The sequence below is a fragment of the Nocardia sp. NPDC005978 genome, assembly GCF_040614455.1.
Lineage (GTDB): Bacteria > Actinomycetota > Actinomycetes > Mycobacteriales > Mycobacteriaceae > Nocardia.
In genome coordinates this window covers 44,612-62,153 of record NZ_JBEXUS010000013.1, presented here as the reverse complement: position 1 = coordinate 62,153, position 17,542 = coordinate 44,612, and the positions used below count along the sequence as shown (strand labels likewise).

General features: G+C 67.3%; 16 protein-coding genes. 11 read left to right on the top strand and 5 right to left on the bottom strand.

The annotated features are described in order from the left end of the window. Positions 1-52 precede the first annotated feature (52 nt). The 8 genes from ABZ319_RS08655 to ABZ319_RS08620 are packed head-to-tail and all read left to right on the top strand — an operon-like array spanning position 53 to position 6,470. The gene (locus tag ABZ319_RS08655; RefSeq protein ID WP_354985729.1) at positions 53-1,144 is read left to right on the top strand and encodes an amidohydrolase family protein; all 1,092 of its coding nucleotides are present in this window, start codon (positions 53-55) and stop codon (positions 1,142-1,144) included. 20 nt (positions 1,145-1,164) lie between these two features. Next, complete coding sequence (locus ABZ319_RS08650) at positions 1,165-2,313, top strand: amidohydrolase family protein (protein ID WP_354985728.1); 1,149 nt, start codon at positions 1,165-1,167, stop codon at positions 2,311-2,313. Position 2,314: 1 nt separating this feature from the next. Continuing rightward, a complete protein-coding gene (locus ABZ319_RS08645; RefSeq protein ID WP_354985727.1) occupies positions 2,315-2,707 on the top strand; it encodes a Rieske 2Fe-2S domain-containing protein in 393 nt (130 codons plus the stop codon). 10 nt (positions 2,708-2,717) lie between these two features. Next, entirely contained in the window at positions 2,718-4,025 is a 1,308-nt protein-coding gene (locus ABZ319_RS08640; RefSeq protein ID WP_354985726.1) for an NADH-ubiquinone oxidoreductase-F iron-sulfur binding region domain-containing protein, read from the top strand. Beyond that, positions 4,022-4,249, top strand: a complete 228-nt coding sequence (locus ABZ319_RS08635) for a ferredoxin (protein WP_354985725.1) — start codon at positions 4,022-4,024, stop codon at positions 4,247-4,249. Before ABZ319_RS08640 ends, ABZ319_RS08635 begins: the two co-directional genes overlap by 4 nt. A 2-nt stretch (positions 4,250-4,251) precedes the next feature. Further along, positions 4,252-4,572, top strand: a complete 321-nt coding sequence (locus ABZ319_RS08630) for a hypothetical protein (RefSeq protein ID WP_354985724.1) — start codon at positions 4,252-4,254, stop codon at positions 4,570-4,572. A gap of 34 nt (positions 4,573-4,606) precedes the next feature. Then, positions 4,607-5,572, top strand: coding sequence for an enoyl-CoA hydratase/isomerase family protein (locus ABZ319_RS08625; RefSeq protein ID WP_354985723.1), 966 nt, complete (start codon positions 4,607-4,609; stop codon positions 5,570-5,572). 28 nt (positions 5,573-5,600) lie between these two features. Continuing rightward, positions 5,601-6,470, top strand: a complete 870-nt coding sequence (locus ABZ319_RS08620; protein ID WP_354985722.1) for an alpha/beta hydrolase — start codon at positions 5,601-5,603, stop codon at positions 6,468-6,470. Between the two features lie 46 nt (positions 6,471-6,516). On the opposite strand, the gene ABZ319_RS08615 is transcribed toward ABZ319_RS08620, so the two are convergent. Beyond that, a complete protein-coding gene (locus ABZ319_RS08615) occupies positions 6,517-6,981 on the bottom strand; it encodes a hypothetical protein (protein WP_354985721.1) in 465 nt (154 codons plus the stop codon). A gap of 218 nt (positions 6,982-7,199) precedes the next feature. Further along, positions 7,200-9,326 carry a hypothetical protein gene (locus tag ABZ319_RS08610; protein ID WP_354985720.1) on the bottom strand — a complete coding sequence of 709 codons (2,127 nt, stop codon included), beginning with the start codon at positions 9,324-9,326 and terminating at the stop codon, positions 7,200-7,202. Positions 9,327-9,873: 547 nt separating this feature from the next. Between ABZ319_RS08610 and ABZ319_RS08605 the strand changes: the two genes are divergently transcribed. Beyond that, positions 9,874-10,242 (top strand): hypothetical protein, encoded by a 369-nt coding sequence (locus ABZ319_RS08605; RefSeq protein WP_354985719.1) that lies wholly within the window; start codon positions 9,874-9,876, stop codon positions 10,240-10,242. Between the two features lie 1,496 nt (positions 10,243-11,738). Here the strand turns inward: ABZ319_RS08605 and ABZ319_RS08600 are convergent. After that, positions 11,739-12,353, bottom strand: coding sequence for a hypothetical protein (locus tag ABZ319_RS08600; protein ID WP_354985718.1), 615 nt, complete (start codon positions 12,351-12,353; stop codon positions 11,739-11,741). 315 nt (positions 12,354-12,668) lie between these two features. Between ABZ319_RS08600 and ABZ319_RS08595 the strand changes: the two genes are divergently transcribed. Together ABZ319_RS08595 and ABZ319_RS08590 are read left to right on the top strand one after the other, a co-directional pair. Next, positions 12,669-13,586, top strand: coding sequence for an AAA family ATPase (locus ABZ319_RS08595; RefSeq protein WP_354985717.1), 918 nt, complete (start codon positions 12,669-12,671; stop codon positions 13,584-13,586). After that, positions 13,587-14,291 (top strand): hypothetical protein, encoded by a 705-nt coding sequence (locus ABZ319_RS08590; RefSeq protein ID WP_354985716.1) that lies wholly within the window; start codon positions 13,587-13,589, stop codon positions 14,289-14,291. Positions 14,292-14,336: 45 nt separating this feature from the next. Here the strand turns inward: ABZ319_RS08590 and ABZ319_RS08585 are convergent, their stop codons facing one another. Both ABZ319_RS08585 and ABZ319_RS08580 read right to left on the bottom strand, forming a co-directional pair. Beyond that, entirely contained in the window at positions 14,337-16,079 is a 1,743-nt protein-coding gene (locus ABZ319_RS08585) for a hypothetical protein (protein WP_354985715.1), read from the bottom strand. 928 nt (positions 16,080-17,007) lie between these two features. After that, a complete protein-coding gene (locus tag ABZ319_RS08580; protein WP_354985714.1) occupies positions 17,008-17,256 on the bottom strand; it encodes a hypothetical protein in 249 nt (82 codons plus the stop codon). Positions 17,257-17,542 lie beyond the last annotated feature (286 nt).

The following is a 17,542-nucleotide window of genomic DNA, read 5'->3' as shown; positions in this document are numbered from 1 at the left end:
GTAGTGTTCTCATCAAACGAGAACGACGTTTCGATGAGGTGAGAGGCGCGCGATGAGACTGCTGCCCGACGGCACCCGCACCCCGGTGATCGACGCCAGCGTGCACATCTTCTTCGCCTCCAACGCCGATATGCGTGCGCACCTGCGCGAACCCTTCACCAGCCGCGGCATCCCCGACGCCGAAATGGACTGGTACGGCGCACCCGGCGGCGAATACGCTCCCGGCACCCGCGGTCCCGGCAAGAGCTACCCGGGCTCGGACCCCGACCTGGTGGCCCAGCACCTGCTGATCGAGCGCGGCGTGGATGTGGCTGTGCTGCACCCCATGACCCGCGGCATCCTGCCCGACCGGCACCTGACCACCGCGGTGCTCTCGGCACACAACGACATGCTCGTCACCCGCTGGCTCGAACACGAGGTCCACGGCGCCCGCTTCCGCGGCACCCTGCGCGTGAACCCCGAGGACATCACCGGCGCACTGCGCGACATCGCCCGCTGGGGCGAGCATCCCCGCGTCGTACAGCTCGGAATCCCGCTGCAATCGCGCGAACTGTACGGCAAACCGCAGTTCTGGCCGCTGTGGGAAGCCGCCGCGGCCGCCGGGCTACCGGTGGCGCTGCACATCGAGACCGGGGAGTCGATCGGCTTGCCGCCCACCCCATCCGGGCACACCCGCACCTACGAGCAGTACCTGGGCTTCATGGCGCTCAACTACGTCTACCACCTGATGAATATGATCGCCGAAGGCGTCTTCGAACGCTTCCCGGGCCTGCGCGTGGTCTTCGCCGACGGCGCGGGCGACATGCTCACCCCCTTCAGCTGGCGCATGGACACCTTCGGCCGCCCGCACCTGGAACAAACCCCGTGGGCCCCGCGGATGCCGAGCGACTACCTGCCCGGGCACGTGCACTTCGTGCACGGCGCGCTCGACGGACCCGGGGACACCGAATTCGCCGGCGACTGGCTCGAATTCACCGGCAAGGCCGACATGGTGATGTTCGGCTCGAGCTACCCGCACTGGCACGGCGCCGATCTCGACGCGCTGCCCTCGACCCTGCGCCCCGACCAGCGCGACAAGCTCTACTGGCGCAACGCCGCCCGGCTGTACGGCATCGACATCCCCGCACCGGCCGCGGCCCGCTGAACGCCGCAGGGAGGACGACCATGACCTTGGCACACGAACGCGTTCCCGAGACCACCCCGGAACTGGTTCCGCTGCGCGTGGTGGATTCCGACGTCCACCCCGTGCCCCGGCGCGGAGAACTCGTGCAGTACATCCCCGAACCGCTGCGCAGCTCCTACTTCCTGAGCCACCGCGTCGGAGACACTATCCTCTACGACGCCCCCGACTACGCGCATTCGCTCGCCATGCGCGTGGACACTTTCCCCGCCGACGGCGAATTCCCCGGCAGCGACCCCGAACTGGCCTTCCGGCAGCTGATCCTGGACGCGGGCTCCGACATCGCGATCCTCGAGCCCACCGTCAAGGCCGCCCGGCTCCCCGAGGCCACCTCCGCCCTGGCCACCGGCATCAACCACTGGCTGGCCAACCACTGGCTCGACCCGCGCAACAACTGGCATCAACGCTGGCGCGGATCGATCTGCGTGGCCATCGACGACCCGGTCGCCGCACTGCGCGAAATCGAATTCTGGGCCGGGCACGACTACATGGCCCAGATCCTCATCAAAGCCGAGCCACGGCCGTCCTGGGGCGACCCCAAATACGATCCGATCTGGGCCGCGGCCACCAAGCACGATCTGGTCGTCAGCTGCCACCTGAGCCGCGGGGCGTTCGAGACCATGCCCATGCCGCCGGTCGGATTCCCCAGCTACAACCACGATTTCATGGTCACCTACTCACTGCTGGCGGCCAACCAGATCATGAGCCTGATCTTCGACGGCGTCTTCGACCGGCATCCGGCGCTGCGCATCGTGTTCGTCGAACACGCCTTCACCTGGATCCTGCCGCTCATGTGGCGCATGGACGCCATCTACGCCCGGCGCGGATCGTTCACCGGGATCAAGCGCAAGCCCAGCGACTACGTCAAAGAGCACATCAGGTTCACCACCCAGCCGCTGGACTACCCCGAGGACAAGACCGAGCTCACCCGTGCGTTCGAATGGATGGAAGCGGACAAGATCCTGCTCTACTCCTCGGACTACCCGCACTGGACCTTCGACGATCCCCGCTGGCTGGTCAAGCACCTGCCCCCGGCAGCTCGGGAAAAGGTCATGTGCCGCAACGGCATCGAGACCTATCATCTGCCCGACATGGTGCCCGCGTTGCAGGGCCAGCGGCGCGTGGTGTTCTGAGATGGGCGAGGAACCCGAGCGGCCCCGCCTGGCCCAGGGCCGCGAGCACGTGGTTGCCACGGTCGCCGAAATACCGCCCGGCGCATCGAAAGTCGTGCCCATCGGCCGGCACGGGGTTGGGGTGTACAACGTCGGCGGAGTGTTCTACGCGATCGCCAACTACTGCCCGCACGAAGGCGGACCGCTGTGCTCCGGTCGCGCGCGCGGGCGCACCGTGCTGGACGAATCCGTACCCGGCGACTCGGTCATGGTACGCGATGGCGAATTCATCTATTGCCCTTGGCATCAATGGGGATTCGAACTCGCCACCGGCACCACCGCGGTCAAACCGGAATGGAGCATCCGCACCTATCCGGTCCGGGTGTCGGGCGACGACGTCATCGTCACCGCGTGAACAGGACTCGATGTTGAACGCTCACCCGCATCGCGGGCTCACCGTCTCGGCCCTGGGCGGCCCGCCCCGGCTACTGCGCACCTTCGCCGACCCCGAAGACCTGCCCGCCTACCGGGAATCCGGCGGCTACGGACCGATCGCCTCGGGCACAGCCGTTCTCGACGAGGTCCGTGCGAGCGGGCTGCGCGGGCGCGGCGGCGCGGCCTTCCCGCTGGCCACCAAACTGGCCACCGTCGCCGCCGCGCACGCCCGCGGGGAACGGACCGTGGTCGTCGCCAACGGTGAAGAGGGCGAACCGGTCTCGATCAAGGACAAGTGGCTGCTGCGCCACCGCCCGCACCTGGTCCTGGACGGGCTGCGCATCGCCGCGACCGTGGCCGGCGCGGACCGCGCCTACCTGTACCTCTCCGACCCCCGAGCCGCGAGCCGCGTCGACGCCGCGCTCACCGAACTGGACGAGCATCCTCGCGAATTCGGCGGTCCCGCCATCGAATTGGTGACCGTCGACCCCGCCTACGTCGCCGGTGAGGAAACCGCGGCCGTTCGGGCCATCAATGGCGGGCCCGCGCTGCCCTCGGACAAACCACCGCGCCCCTTCGAGCACGGGGTGCACCAGCGTCCCACCGTCGTCAGCAATGTCGAAACCCTCGCCCAGCTGGCCTGGATTCACCGGCACGGCGCGCACGCCTTCCGCACGGCGGGCACCGAGCACTCCCCGGGCACCTTCCTCGCGACGGTCACCGGCGGTGACCGGCCGCCTGCCCTGTACGAGGTGCCGCACGGCTATCGCTTCGCCGATCTGCTTACCCTGCACGGAATTTCACACGACACGGTCCGCGGCGCACTGCTGGGCGGATACTTCACGGGACTGGCGGACCGAAGCATCGTGAGCGCCCGGCTCGACCCCGAATCCCTGCGCGCACAAGGGTTCGCCCTGGGCTGCGGATCGCTCACCCTGCTCACCACCGAATGCCCCGTCGCGGTGGCCGCGGCGATCCTGGACTACTTCCGCCGCGAGAACGCCGGACAGTGCGGATCCTGCTTCAACGGCACCGCCGCCATGGCCGCGGTCGCGACCGCCCTGCGCGACGGGCTCGCAGACACCGGCGACCTGGCCCGGCTCCGGCGCTGGTCGCGGGTACTGCGCGGGCGCGGCGCGTGCGGCACGCTCGACGCCGCCACCAACGCCGCCGCCACCCTGCTGGACCGCTTCGACACCGAAGTTCAAGCGCACCTGGATAATCGATGCCCCGACTGCGCGGTGCACGCATATCTCGCGGACACCCCGTTCGCGGTGGAGCAGGAGCTCATCTCGTGAGAATCCGCCTGGACCGCACCCTGTGCGACGGCTTCGGCCTGTGCGCCAAACACGCACCTGCGCACTTCCCGCTCGATGACTGGGGCTACGCCGCCCTCGCCGGAAACGGCGACATCGCCGACGGCGACCAGGACGCCGTCCTGCGCGCCCTGCTGGACTGCCCGGTACACGCCATCATCGCCATGCCCGAAACCACAGCACCCCAACCCAATTCGGAGGCTTGACCATGTCCGGCTCGAAACTGCTCGTCTTCTCCAACGCCGTCACCGGCCGCGACGCCGAATTCAACGACTGGTACGACACCAAACACCTGGCCGACGTCACCGCGGTCCCCGGCGTCAGCAGCGGCGCCCGCTACGAGATCGCCGCCACCGACATCCCCGGACAACCCGCCCCCGCACACCGCTACCTTGCGGTCTACGAACTCGACGGCGAACCCGAGACCGTACTCGCCGAATTCTTCCGCCGCGCTCGCGCGGGCGAGATCCCCCTCGACGAAACCCTGGACCTGACCACGGTGGCCATGACGGTGTGGCGTTCGCGCTGAACCGCCCGTCCCACACCGCGAAAGGAACCGCACCATGTCCGCGCCCGACCCGGAAAAGATCATCCGCTACAGCAAGGATCCCCAGACCCGGATCGCGACGATCACCTTCGATCGCCCCGAACACCTCAACGCCCCCACCATGGCCGCCCGCCTGCGCTACGCGGACCTGCTGCACCGGGCCAACATCGACGACGAGGTGAAGGTCCTGATCGTGCGCGGTGAAGGCGAGGACTTCGGCACCGGCGCGGACCTGCCCGAATTCCTGGAGGTCCAGAACGATCCGGACCAGGGTCCCCGCCTGAGCGAATACCGCATCGGACCCGACGAAGTGCGCTATCCCCCACCGGGATCCTTCCGGCACGGCGCGAGCATCGGGCAGTGGTACGCCAATCCCGGTGCGGGCTGCCGCAGTCTGCAGGAGTTCAAGAAGATCAGCATCGTCGAGGTCAAGGGGTACTGCTACGGCTGGCATTTCTACCAGGCCACCGATGCCGACCTCGTCATCTCCTCCGACGACGCCCTGTTCGGGCACCCCTCGTTCCGCTACTACGGCTGGGGCCCGCGCATGTGGACCTGGGCGCAGACCATGGGCCTGCGCAAATTCCAGGAAATGGTCTTCACCGGACGGCCGTTCACCGCGCAGGAGATGCTGGACTGCAACTTCCTCAACCGGGTCGTCACCCGCGCGGATCTGGAAGCCGAGACCGAGAAGTACGCGCTGGCGTGCGCCCGCAACCGGCCCACCGACACCGTCTTCATGCAGAAGATCTTCTTCGAGATCATGAAGCAGCACCAGGGCGAGTACATGGGCAGCCTGCTCAGCGGCATCTTCGAATCCTTCGGCGGGTACGCCCGCCCCGACGCCGACGAACTCATGCTCGCCGACGCCCACGCCGCGGGCCTGAACACCGCGGTCAAGGACAACGACGCCGCGTTCCCGCCCGACTTCCGGCTCAGCAAATCCGGCCGCAAGAAGAAGGCCAAGAAGCGCGCGTCCTAGACCGGCGCCGAACCCAGACAGGACCGTCATGCCCTCGGTAGTGATCAACGACGGCCACGTCGTGTACGAAATCCTCGGCGACACCGGCGAACTCATCGTGCTGACCCCCGGCGGCCGCTACGGGATGGACATCCCCGGACTGCGGCCCCTGGCCGAAGCCCTGGTGGCCGGCGGGCACCGGGTGCTGCTGTGGGACCGGCCCAACTGCGGTGCGTCCGACGTCCAGTTCTTCGGCCGGACCGAATCCCATATGCGCGCCGACACGCTGCGCGGGCTGCTCACCGCGCTCGAGCTGGGCCCCTGCGTGCTCGCGGGCGGTTCGGGCGGGGCCCGCGACTCCATGCTGACCGCGATCCTGTACCCGGAACTGGTGTCGCGCCTGGTGCTCTGGAACATCGTCGGCGGCATCTACGGCACCCTCAACCTCGGCGCCCACTACATCCTGCCGAGCCTGCAGGCGGTGCGCGGCCGCGGCATCGAAGGGCTGCTGCGCCTGCGGGAATGGCGCGAACGCGTGGAGGCCAATCCACGCAACCGAGACCGCCTGCTGAGTCTGGATCGCGAGGAGTTCCTGCGCCTGTCACTACTCTGGCTCCAGGCCTACGTCCCCAAACCCGGCCAGACGATCCCCGGCGTGGAAGACGACCTGTTCGACCGGATCCAGGCCCCCACCCTCATCATTCGCGGCGGCGCGAAAGACCTCGACCACCCCAAACGAACCTCCCTCGAGGTGCACTGCCTGATCGAGAACTCGGTCCTGATCGATCCCCCCTGGCCCGAAGACGCCTGGGAGCGCGCGATGGAAGACTTCGTGACCGGCCGCGCCGACCACTACAACATGTTCGACACGTGGGTACTGGCCGCCCCGGAGATCCTGAAATTCCTTGCGGAACAATAACTCTTGGAGTTGGTTCTGACGAGAGTCGTTTGCGTCCTGCGCGGAATCATCCGAGCAGGATTCGGACCTCGCAGTTCAGGGCCGCCTCCAGGGCGGTCTGCACCCGGCTCTCGGGTACCCGGTCGAGGTCGGACGCGCGCAGGGTGACCGACACGACGTCGAAACCGGACGCGTCGGGGGCGCGTTCGACATCGCCTGTGAGACCGAAACCGGCGAGTACGCCGTGGGCGTCGGCGTCGGTGCCGCGGCTGAGGAAGGTCACCGGGCCAACGGTCGGGACGGTTCCGAAAACGCCAGCGCACCAGCGCACCACCTCGCGGCGGGCCATCCCCGCGTCGGTCGTGTCGACCAATACCTGAATCTCGCGCGAGTCGACCGCCCCGGCCGCGTCCTCGATCACGACGGACCGCTCCCCCGCCTGTTCCCGTAGCCGTGCGCGCCCGGCGGCGAGCCGGGCATCGTCGAGATCCTTCGTCGGATCGACGTTCACTCGCAGCACCGCGGTTCGCATGTGCCCATGCTATCCCCCAGGCCGATCACCGGAACCGTTCCGCCACAACATGTTCGGGTGTCTTTGCGATACCCGGCCGGCTCCTTCGAGGCGGCTTTTCGTTTCTCGTGACTTGGGCTCGTTCCGAGCGGCGACATGGCGAACTTTAATCGTTAGTTGCGCATATATACATGTTCCCACGTTTTAGGCAGGGGTCATAGTCTACCGGCGTCGAATCGTCACGTGGCGTCCGGCGTCCCCTGGGCCAGGGCGAGTGCGCGTTCGAGCATGCGGGCCACCTCGTCGGCCTGATCGTCGAAGTCGTCCCACAGCTCGTCGAGGTCGTCGAGGCGCTCGTGATCGCGGTGGCGGGCAGCGATTCCGGCGTCGTAGGTATCGGCCAGGACCGGTTCGACGAACACCGGTTCGGGGGGTTCGGGCAGCTGCTCGGTGCGCGCGGCCTCGGACATCAGGCGGTAGGCCGGGACCGGGCCGCGGACATGGGCGGCGATGATCGCGGCGATCGCGGTGGCGGACAACGGTTGCAGCCAGAGCATCTCGTTATCGTGCATGGGGGTGTAGCCGCGAGAATCGAAACTGGTGAACAGCGGCAGGTGCTCGTGGGCGACATCGAGACCGGTGGCGGGCAGGTCCCGGCGGCCCAGGTGGTGGGCGAGGCGGCCGCGACCGGCCGGGTGCGGAGCCAGGCGCAACGCGTCGGTCCAGCGGCACAGCACCTCGATCGGGCAGGTCGCCGGGTCGCCGGTCGGCTCCAGCAGCGCCAGATGATCGCCGACGACCACGTGTTCACCGCTCGAGCGCAGGTCACGCTGGGTGAGGGCGGCGATCTGCGGGTAGGTGAGACCGGCGGCGGCCAGCACCAGCAGCGCGGCGTTGCGACGGCCGAACAGCCCCGCGGTCCACCCCCAGACCGGCAGCTGCGGCAGCAGCCGCTCGACCCGCCGGCGCAGCTCGGAATGCCGGTGTGCGCGATGTGCATTGAGCGCGGCGCGCAGAGCCGCGGCCCTGCCCGGCGCGGGCAGGCCGGCGGCGACGTGCGCCTGATTCAGCGCCGTCAGCCGACCGCGCTGGGTGGCCGTTTTGCCGGGGTGTTCATGCAGGTAGGCGGCCACGGTGGCCGGTGACGCAGGCAGGGCGCGCCGATCGGTGGCCGCACACCAGCGGGCGAACGCCGCCCAACCACGGTGGTAGCGCTCGGCGAGGCCCACCGGGTGCCCGGCGACGGCCGAATCGGGCTGCAAGGGTGGATGTTCCCGCGCGGCGGCCTCCCGGCACGCGCCCGGTTCGGCAACAATGGTCGCTCGCGATACGGCCGCGGCGGCCCGCCGCTGCCATACTCGGCCGACGGAACTCGCGGTCAGAGGCTGTTTTTCGTGCGGAACACCGCCGCGCAGGGGCCGGAACAGCGGAGCTGTCATCAAAGGCACACCCGGCCACGGGGTCTCGCAGCTGTGCGCCTCGGGGTCCACGTCGTCGTGGCCCAGCAACCGGGTGACCGCCAGCGCTCCGCGTCCAGCCGTCAGGTCCACGGCCATGAGTCCCTCCGCGCCCGGAATACCGGTCCCGGCCTCCCCCGGCGCCGTAGGGTCCGCTCCCGGCACGACAAGCCGATCCGGCTCCGCAGCACCGCTTTCGGCCCGGTCGTAGGCGGCGAGGACGCCGAGCCAGCGGTGCACCACGCAGGGCGGGCAGCGGCGACTGTCGGACCGATTCTTGGCCAGGAACACGTATTCCGCGCCGTCACCGCGTGTTCGGCGGATCCGGACCCGCAGCCCCTCCCCTCCCCCACCGTCGTCCGGCCCCACATCCTCGATGTACAGCCGGGTCAGGGCGCTGTGGTTCAGGCGGCGGTCGGAGCCCAGGACCAGCAGCGCGATGTCGCGGCGGGCGAGCGCGCGGGCGGCCCATCCGCGCGCGTCCGCTTCGATGCCGGCCACGAGCACCGACAGCTCCTCGACGCTGAGCCGCGCGGCCTCGCGAGCCGGGGACGACCCGGTCGAGGCAGCACGGGCACGAATATCACGCAGGGCCAGCGTGACCCGAGGATCCTTGCCGGGGTGCGGGAATCCGGCTGCCTGGTGCCGATCGCCGATGGCGGCGAGCCAGACTCCGAACGTCGCCGTCCGGTAGGGGCGTTCGCCCCGTCCGCGCGGGGTCGCCGCCTCGGTCAGGTACCGAATCACGCTCTCGGCGTCGGCGGGCAGGGCGACGTACCCGTTCGCCGTGCACCATGTGTCGAAGCGCCGCCAGGACGAGTCGTACATCCGCCGGGTGCCCGGCGACACCGCGGGAACGGCGAATTCGCCGCTGTTTTCGCCCCCGATCGCCGCGAGGTCGGTCGTCACTGTGTGCCTTCCTGCCCGGTGAACACCCGCCGATCGACATCGAAACATCAATTGAGCTGGGGCAATTCATTGTCGAGCCACCGGAACGCAAATTATCATGCGCCAGAACAAAAAACGTCAATGTGGCTGGGACCGGCCGTTGTTCACCCCGGACAACCCCGACGTCCGGCGACCTCGTGAACAACCCGTTCGCATCTCGTCACCAGCACCATCATGCCGCTGACCTGCCGGTTCAGCCGGTTTCGACACGGAAAATCTTACCGCTTCGGATCTCGGTACACGACCGCGAATTCCGGCCGACGAGGTCGCTCGCGCGTACAGGGCGCGGCGATCTCGTTCGATGGCGAGCCGGGACACGAGGCGGCGGCACGAGGCGTGCGGGTGTCGGCGTCCCGGCTCGCCCCTCTCCCCTCCCCCGCCGAGGCCGATCAGCCCGTCCCGGAGCCGCTTTCACCCGGCGCGGCAACCGAATGCCCAGGCCAGAGGGCTGATGCCGCTAGATTCCACGCTGAGCGACTTTCTCCGCAAAATCACACACGGGTGCCAGATGGCAGTGATCTTCGCGCAGAAGATCATTCAGGGGTCTTTGTGGGGTTTGGCGGTTCTCGAAGGGGGTCAACTTCGACGAAAACAGCCGATTTCGAGCGGATTCGAGCATTCCGCCAGCAAACCCCGTGCTCAGCGGGTTTCCGCACATGAATTCCCGATCGCGCACTCCCCCGTCGACATGACCCACGGTCCGCAGATCAGTCACAAGGGCCCGCCGAGATCCGGTGCGATTCCGGCCATCCGAGCATCGACGATCAACCGCGGGCGATATCGCCGGCTCGATTCGACGCTCGCTGAGCGTTCTCGTGCACGCACCGCGGGCACGCTGGACACGCGCGCGAAAGGAGGATGTCCGTCGGCATCGTGACCGCGCCACCAGCGCTGAACCTCGATTCGCAGAGACACACACGTGGATTCGCCGACAAGCCTTCGTGTCCTCGGATTGCTCCACCCACGTCGGGCTCACCCTCGCCCGATCGCTCCACCGCGGCCTCGTCGCTCGCCGAAGCGCCCGCGTGACGCCGTACCCGTATCCGCCGACGACTACTGCGGCCGTGCAAGGTGTCGTTCTCGGCCGGCCCTGCCGTTGACAGTTCCCCTCCCTGAGCGGCATTCGTCGGCATGGCATGCCATCGAAGCAAGAAGCACCCGATGCGCGGATGCAGAAGCCGACTTCGCGCACTCGACATCTGCGACCGCCTCCCTTCCGGCCATCACCGGTCATCGCGTGAACATCCCCGCCCGCGTCGGATGGCGTGGTGGCGCTTCGACGACTACGCCTGCGCCGACTCGATCGGAGTTGCCGCGGTCGTCGACGCGGCCCTTCTCCGAACCCCGCGGTGCGCCGGGAAGTCCCGCTCAGCACGACAGAGCGCTGCACGGACGCGCACGCGAAGTGCGCCGGCGAATCAGCGCGGGACGCCGTTCCCCAGCGTCGTCCTCGTGCCAGGCAGCACGCCCGTGTGCCACCCGAAACTCACCGGCACTCCGGTCAGCAGTCCGCAGTCCGCACGGTAGCGCGGAGCGGTCGATTCACGTCGGCAACTTGGCATTCGATGTAGCCATACGGGTCGCGCAGTCGCACCGCCACCGACAGCTCTGCCGCACATGGTCCGGCAGCATATGGACACGCACGGCCAATGACCGGCAGATCAGGATTTTGCGCACCACGCGCACGAGCCACAACTTCCGGACGAGAGGGGAGGGGACCACCCGGCCTCCCCTGCCACCGCCGAGGATCGAACGGATTCATGACTGTCGCAACAGGCTTTTCACCTGGGAAATGGTTAGACTTCCACGGAGCGATACAGGCCGGAGACCCCAGGAAGGAGGACACATCGTGAGACACCATGACACTCGAAGAAGACTCGCCACAGCCCCTTCCAGATCCGGTTCAAGTCTTGAACTCGTCAGTATCAGAGACACTTTCAGATCTGTCAGACTTGATTCAAATACTTGCTCTGAGCTGCGAACTTTCAATCAGACAGTAACTGCCGCCAGTCGTAAGGTCGCATGTAACGTCGTACGCAAGACAGTAGCTCCGACTGTGTGTACGACGTTAGATACGACGTTATGCAAGACGGTAGAGCGGGCGTGTTCATCGACCTCCGGTGTTGCCTCAACTACGGGTGCCCGCAGGGGATTCGATACCGCCGCATATAGACCCAGAGGTAGAGCACTTTCCGGTGGAGTACGAACTGCCGCTGAGATCACCTCCGGTTCGACCGCATCGACTGCCGGATTCAGTGGCATCTGCGGGACCGTGCCCAAGGCGGTTTCCAATGCCGTAGACATCGCCACTTCACTGCCCCGGACTCGGGCCGTCCATGCGACAGGGAAGCCTGCGCACAGCAAGGCCTTCCATCAGGTACGCGGCCAGGTATTTATCAAGGCGACATCTATCGCCGATCTGACGGCCGCAGACTCGGTCTTCCTCGAGGGTGTATGCATCCCCTTGGAAACGGCTTGTGCGATGACAGTTCCCGCGAGCACAGCACGGGCGATCCCTACGCCCGCAACAAAGATCAGCGCTGCCACCCGTGCACTTACCGCCGATCCGATCGAATCGACTTCCCCATCTGCGACCTTGGCAAATGCCGTATCTCGTGTCGTACTGCCGATACGTTCGGCGACCACAGAATCGGCGCACAACAAGGTCATTGCCTCGGTCATGGTCAAGACATCTCGTTCGGCAATCCAGAAGGTCACATCTCGGACCTCGGCTATGCCCCGAGACAAGGTGAGAGCCAAGGGCTTTCCTATCGCCAGAGACATAGCCGCCGGTACGCGCGTGATTATGGTCATCGATACCGCCGCAGCTACTGTCACCGCAGCGGCATGCGATGAGGTATCCGCTCCGAACGTCGAACAGACCACGGCGACGACCGAATCCACGGTCGTGTCATCGGCCTTCTCTTCGACAGCGAATCCGGCCGCACGACAGGTCTCGACGACGATCGCAACGGATATCACCGGCACTACCTCCCACCATGCTGCCCCACAGGTGCTTTCACCGACCCTCGTCACGACCTCGGCGAAGACAGCCCGCGCCGCCGAAGCAACGACCGTCCACAAGCCCCTTCGGCGTGTCGACACACCGGTCTGTTCCTAGACCGCAGTACCCGCCCTTCCGAAGCCGCCCGCTACGACCGCTCAACAGGCTGACCAGCAGATCAGTTGTAGTGGAGTGCATTTGGCGGTACTTCGGACGACCGCACAGACACGAGGACATACCGCGACACACCCCCTCGCGGTTGTTGTTTCGACGATCTTCGCTCGGGTACTGTCGCCGCCGTGACCAGTACGCGTTTGCTACCCGTTTCCCGAGCTGCCAGACGAACCATCCTGGTGGCCAATCAGAAGGGGGGAGTGGGCAAGTCATCCATCGTCGCCGCGATCGCGGTGGCCGTCGCACAGCGCAACAAGCGCGTGCTCGTGGTCGACGCCGATCAGCAGGGCAACTGCACGATGCGCGATCTCGGGGTGAAGAACTCCGATGAGGGGCGCTCGCTGGCGATGACCCTCCAATACGGTTCCGCTCTCGAACCGGTGCTCGATGTCCGCCCTGGACTCGACCTCGTCTGCGGCGGAAAGCTGCTGGCGATGGCCGGCACGGTGGTCTCCAACGCCGAACAGCACGGGATCGATCCGCGGGAGAATCTGCTCAACGCGCTCGACGCACTCATCGACACCGGTCGGTACGATCTGGTGCTCATCGACTCCGGCCCCGGCGACCGCGGCGTCCTGGATCTTCTGCTCCAGGTGGTGAGCTGGCTGGTCGTTCCCACCAAGGAGGACGACGGCAGCATCGACGGCGCGGAACTGCTCGCCCGCCGCTACCTGTGGGCCCGCAAGAACGGCGCTCTCGTCGAACTCATGGGAATGATTCTGTTCGACTGCAATCCGCGCGCGGTCCGCCGCAACGAGGACACCCTCGGCAAGATCATGGATCTGCTCGAGGGCACCGGCATCGAGCCGTTCCGGAATTTCGTCCGGCAGGACAAGGCCACCGCGCTCGACGCACGCGCCTTCCATCTCACGCCCCAGGAGCTCATCGACTTCACTCCGCCCAAGGGCGGGGAGGATTCGAGCGAGGCGCCCGTCAAACGCTGGTCACGTGACGCGGAACCCTTGGCTTCGGACTATCAGGCGCTGACCAAGGAAATTCTCGTTCGCCTCGCTGCCGGCGAACGCGCGAAGGAGGTTGTGTAAATGAGCCGGAAGGGCGCCTTCAAGTCCGACGATCTCGACGACATCGACGATCTGCTCCCCCCGCCGCCGCCTCCGGCAGCGGTGCCGCCGACCCTGCCCACACCTCCGGCCGTGGTCGAAACCCTCCGGGCCGTCGAAACTCCGGAACCGGCGCCCGCGCCCAAACCCGCGCGAAAGACGGCCGCCCGTTCCGCCCCGGCGGCCGAGCCCGCGGCGAGCAAGCGCACCCGCCAGGCCCCCGCCCGGGCCCGGGCCACCCAGTCCACCCCCGAGGCGCACGTGGCTTCGGTTGTCGCCGACGCGCTTCGACGGCTCACCCACGCCGAGAAGCAGCAGCGGGGCCGGGGCCGCAGCTACGGCGAGGTCGTCCTGGACGCGATCGAGCAGTTCGAAACCGAACTGCGCGAACACTTCACCGAGCAGGTCGAGGCCAAGCCGAAGGGCCGGCTGTTCCAGCGCGTCGACAGTTCCCGGCCGCGCCGCCGTCGTCACGCCGAACCGCCGGTGAAGATTCCGCTGGCGGGCATCATCTCGACCGACGTCGAATCGCTCGATCTGCTGGCCGACGAGTGGCACGCGGGCAGTCGCAGCGCCCTGGTGGACCAGGCGCTCCGGCTCTACCTCGCCGAGGAGATCGCGGCGCTCGCAAGCGAAGCCGAGGAGAGCGCGGACGAAGGCGACCTCGAGGCCGAGGCCGCGGTCTGATCAACGCTCGGCCGAAAGCCCTCGAACCCACCGGGCAAGGGTGCGTCAAGCCGCGTACGAGTCCCCTTTCGGCTGCCATCGTGCACCGCGGAGCCCGCGATGCACGGTGTCATCGGCGAGACCGATGACGTAGAGGTCCTCATCGCGGCAATTGTCGGACTGTAGACGGTCTACGGATTGGACCAGCCGTTTGCGAAACCCCAGCCAGTTCAGCCAGGCCGAGCGCACGGTCGCGTCGATGCCGTGCAGCAGGCGGCGGCGCAGTGCCCGGCGAGTTTCGAGCTGGGCGGCATCGAGCGCGCGGACCCAGCAGCGTTGATGGTGCAGGGAGCGCAGCAGTTTCGCCGAGCGCCCGTTGCTGGTGGCCAGACGCTCTCCAGGCAGCAGTTGAGCCAGGGCGTCGCACCGGAGTGCCCAGCGGTGGCGGTCGGCGGCGTGCTGGGCGCGCAAGCGGGGGAGGGAGGCACGCCCGGGGGTGGGGGTGCTACAGCTAGTGGGGGAAGTTTGGTGGTCGCCGTGCCCGGCCGTCACCTCCGGGCCCACCCCGTAGGCCGCCGTGTCCTTCGCACCGCCGCTGTACCGGTGGACCACCACCAGCAGACCGGCCCGCACGCACACCGCCAGCGCCGCCCGAACCGTCTTGGCATCCATCAGGGTTCGCTCGGCCAGATCGCGCACGCTGATCGAGCCGTTGCGCTTCACCAGCACCTCGGCCAGGTGAAACAGCACCCTGGTGACGCTGGCACGGCGTTGCGGGCGGATGGGCAGGGTCGGCAGCACCGCGTTGCCGGCCGTGGCCAGTTCCGTGCGCAGCACGTCGATTTCGCGGGCCGAGTCGCGAGCGAGATCGACGTGGACGTCGCCCACGTGCAATCGCCGGGGGCGGCTGGTCGTGGCTTCGACGACGGCCCGCTCCCACAGCACCAGCCACCATTCGCGTCGAATGCGGGCATACCCCGGGGGACAAGCCGTTCGGGCCAACGCCCACGCCTCGGATTCGGTACGGCCCTGCTCGGCTGCCACCGTGGTCACCGCGGGCATCCACTCGTAGCGCTGCCACCAGCGCCGACCGCGCGTCAGCGCTTTCGAGCCCGCGACGGCGACGATATGCCAGGCGTCGGCGGCGCGGTAACCGGCGCGGACCAGTGCGCAGGCTTTGCCGTACTCCCGGGCGGAGCGGGAGCCGTCGCGTGCGCCCTGCCCGGAGCTCGCGCCTCGGAATCGAGTCCGTCCGGACACGCCCCTGTCCCAATCGCGTGCGGCGTGCGGAATGGCGGTGATGTCGGCCGGGGTCAGGGTGCACGACAGGACCGGGCAGGGCAGTCCCTGGCGGTGCGGAGAACTGAGCAGGCGCAGCGTCTTTCCGGTGCGATCGTCGACGTCGATCGCGTACTGCCGGGACAGGCGCGCGCACAGTTGTCGCCATTGCCGCCGATGTCGTCGCTTACGGGCGGCGGTGAGCACGTGCCTGCCACCGGGGCGGCCCGATTCGCGCACCAGATACGGCAGCCCCTGGTCCACACACCATTTCACCAGCGATTCCGCGCAGGCGTCGCCCACGAGCGCGTATCCCGGCGGTGGATCGATGTCCGCGACCAGGATGCCGGGCCGGACCCGGCCCGCGATCGAGCGCGCCGTGCCCGCCGCGAGGTCTGCCCGTGCCGCGGACAGGTTCCGGGCGCGAGCGGGGGAGGTGTTGTCCGCGGCGATGAGAACCCATGGTCCCCTGAACAACTCGGCCTCGAGAGCGGCGACGACCGTGGGCGAGATGTCGTGAATGTCCGGCAAAACCGGACGTGTGTCACATTTTTCAGGCACCCGGGCCGTGCGTTTCCGATTCGTGACATACGCCATCGGTGTGTCACGCACTGTTGGGGTGGAACTCTCGTGAGGGCATGCTCTACCCTCAGAGGTGCTGAGCAAGCGCAGCCTCCGTTGCAAGACGGTGGCACCGGCGGATCCCGAGTTCCAGCTCGGTCCGCAACCTTTCGGTCTGGGGCGGTTTGGTCGCCTCGCCGTAGTCTCGATATCGATTCAGGCCCTCCCCTCCGGGGGAGTGGTCTGTCTCGACTCGTTCGATGCCCATATGACGTTGTCTGGGTGTGGGTTCAGCGACGAACTGTGGGGGCTTTCCTCCTCGAAGCAGTGCGGGGCGCGACGGGTCATGACGCCGGCCGGGTATGCGGGGTCACCGAACTCGGGCGGGGACGCGGGACGATTCGTTCGCGGGCGGTGGCACGATCCCGTGCTACCGGAACGCGGAACGGTTCATCGACGCGTGGGCAGAGCTCCCGTTGAGGTCGACGACGGGCAAGCTTGGTGGGGTACAGCAGCTCTCACGAAGTCCACCGGCAGCGAGCTTCGTGATGCAGCTTTGCTACCAGAGACCTGCGATTTCGACGACGACTCGCTCCGAAAACGAGAACACGCAAGCGACACGCCGTCCGGGGGAGGGGTAACACTCCGCTGTTGCCGTGCACGGGTACACGGACATGCGGTATCCTCAGAGCTGTCCATAGCCTTTTCTGATTTTTCTTTTGGTCGGATACGCACCCTTGGCGTTTGCAAGACTTAAGAGGGTGCGACATCCGAAGGCGGGCGCAGGTCGAGAAGGGGCGGCAACCCTGACTTATCGACCTAACCGTGAAGCTCTGGCCCTGACGGCCAGGGCTTTCGGTCTTTTCTGCCTACCTATGAAGTTGTCTGGGAAGCGCGATCACGATGCCTGGGCGAACTCCTCGAAGCTTCGGACGGTCTGAACCGCCTGGGGGGTGGCCAGATCCGGTCGGCCGGCGAGAACGCACAGCATGTCCGACATGAACTGGTTGACGCTGGTGTAGCCGTTGGTCCGGGCCAGATCCTGGAGGTCGAGCTCTTGGGGGTAGCGGACTTTGGTCTCGTGCCGCGGCCCGAGACTCTTGCGGCCCATGGGCTTCTTGCCCGTGTGTGCGTCACCCGCTGCCATTAGCTCCTCCTCGCCAAGGATGGATACCGAATTATGGGTACAACAAGTATCTTTCACTGAAATGTATCCCCCGTCGAGTTGACACGCAACGACACGCCGCTCCCCGCTATCGCGTCGGAAATCCCCGGTCGCACCGGCCCTCCGTTTGTGCAGGTGAGGCCGTGAAAGGGAAAGCAGCACCGGACGAGTGCGCCGGGATATCCGAAGTCTTCACCGCAAGAGCGGGATTCGCGAAGAGTGTACGCGGCCGCGCGAGGGGTGGATCGGCAGATTCGTCAATGACGTT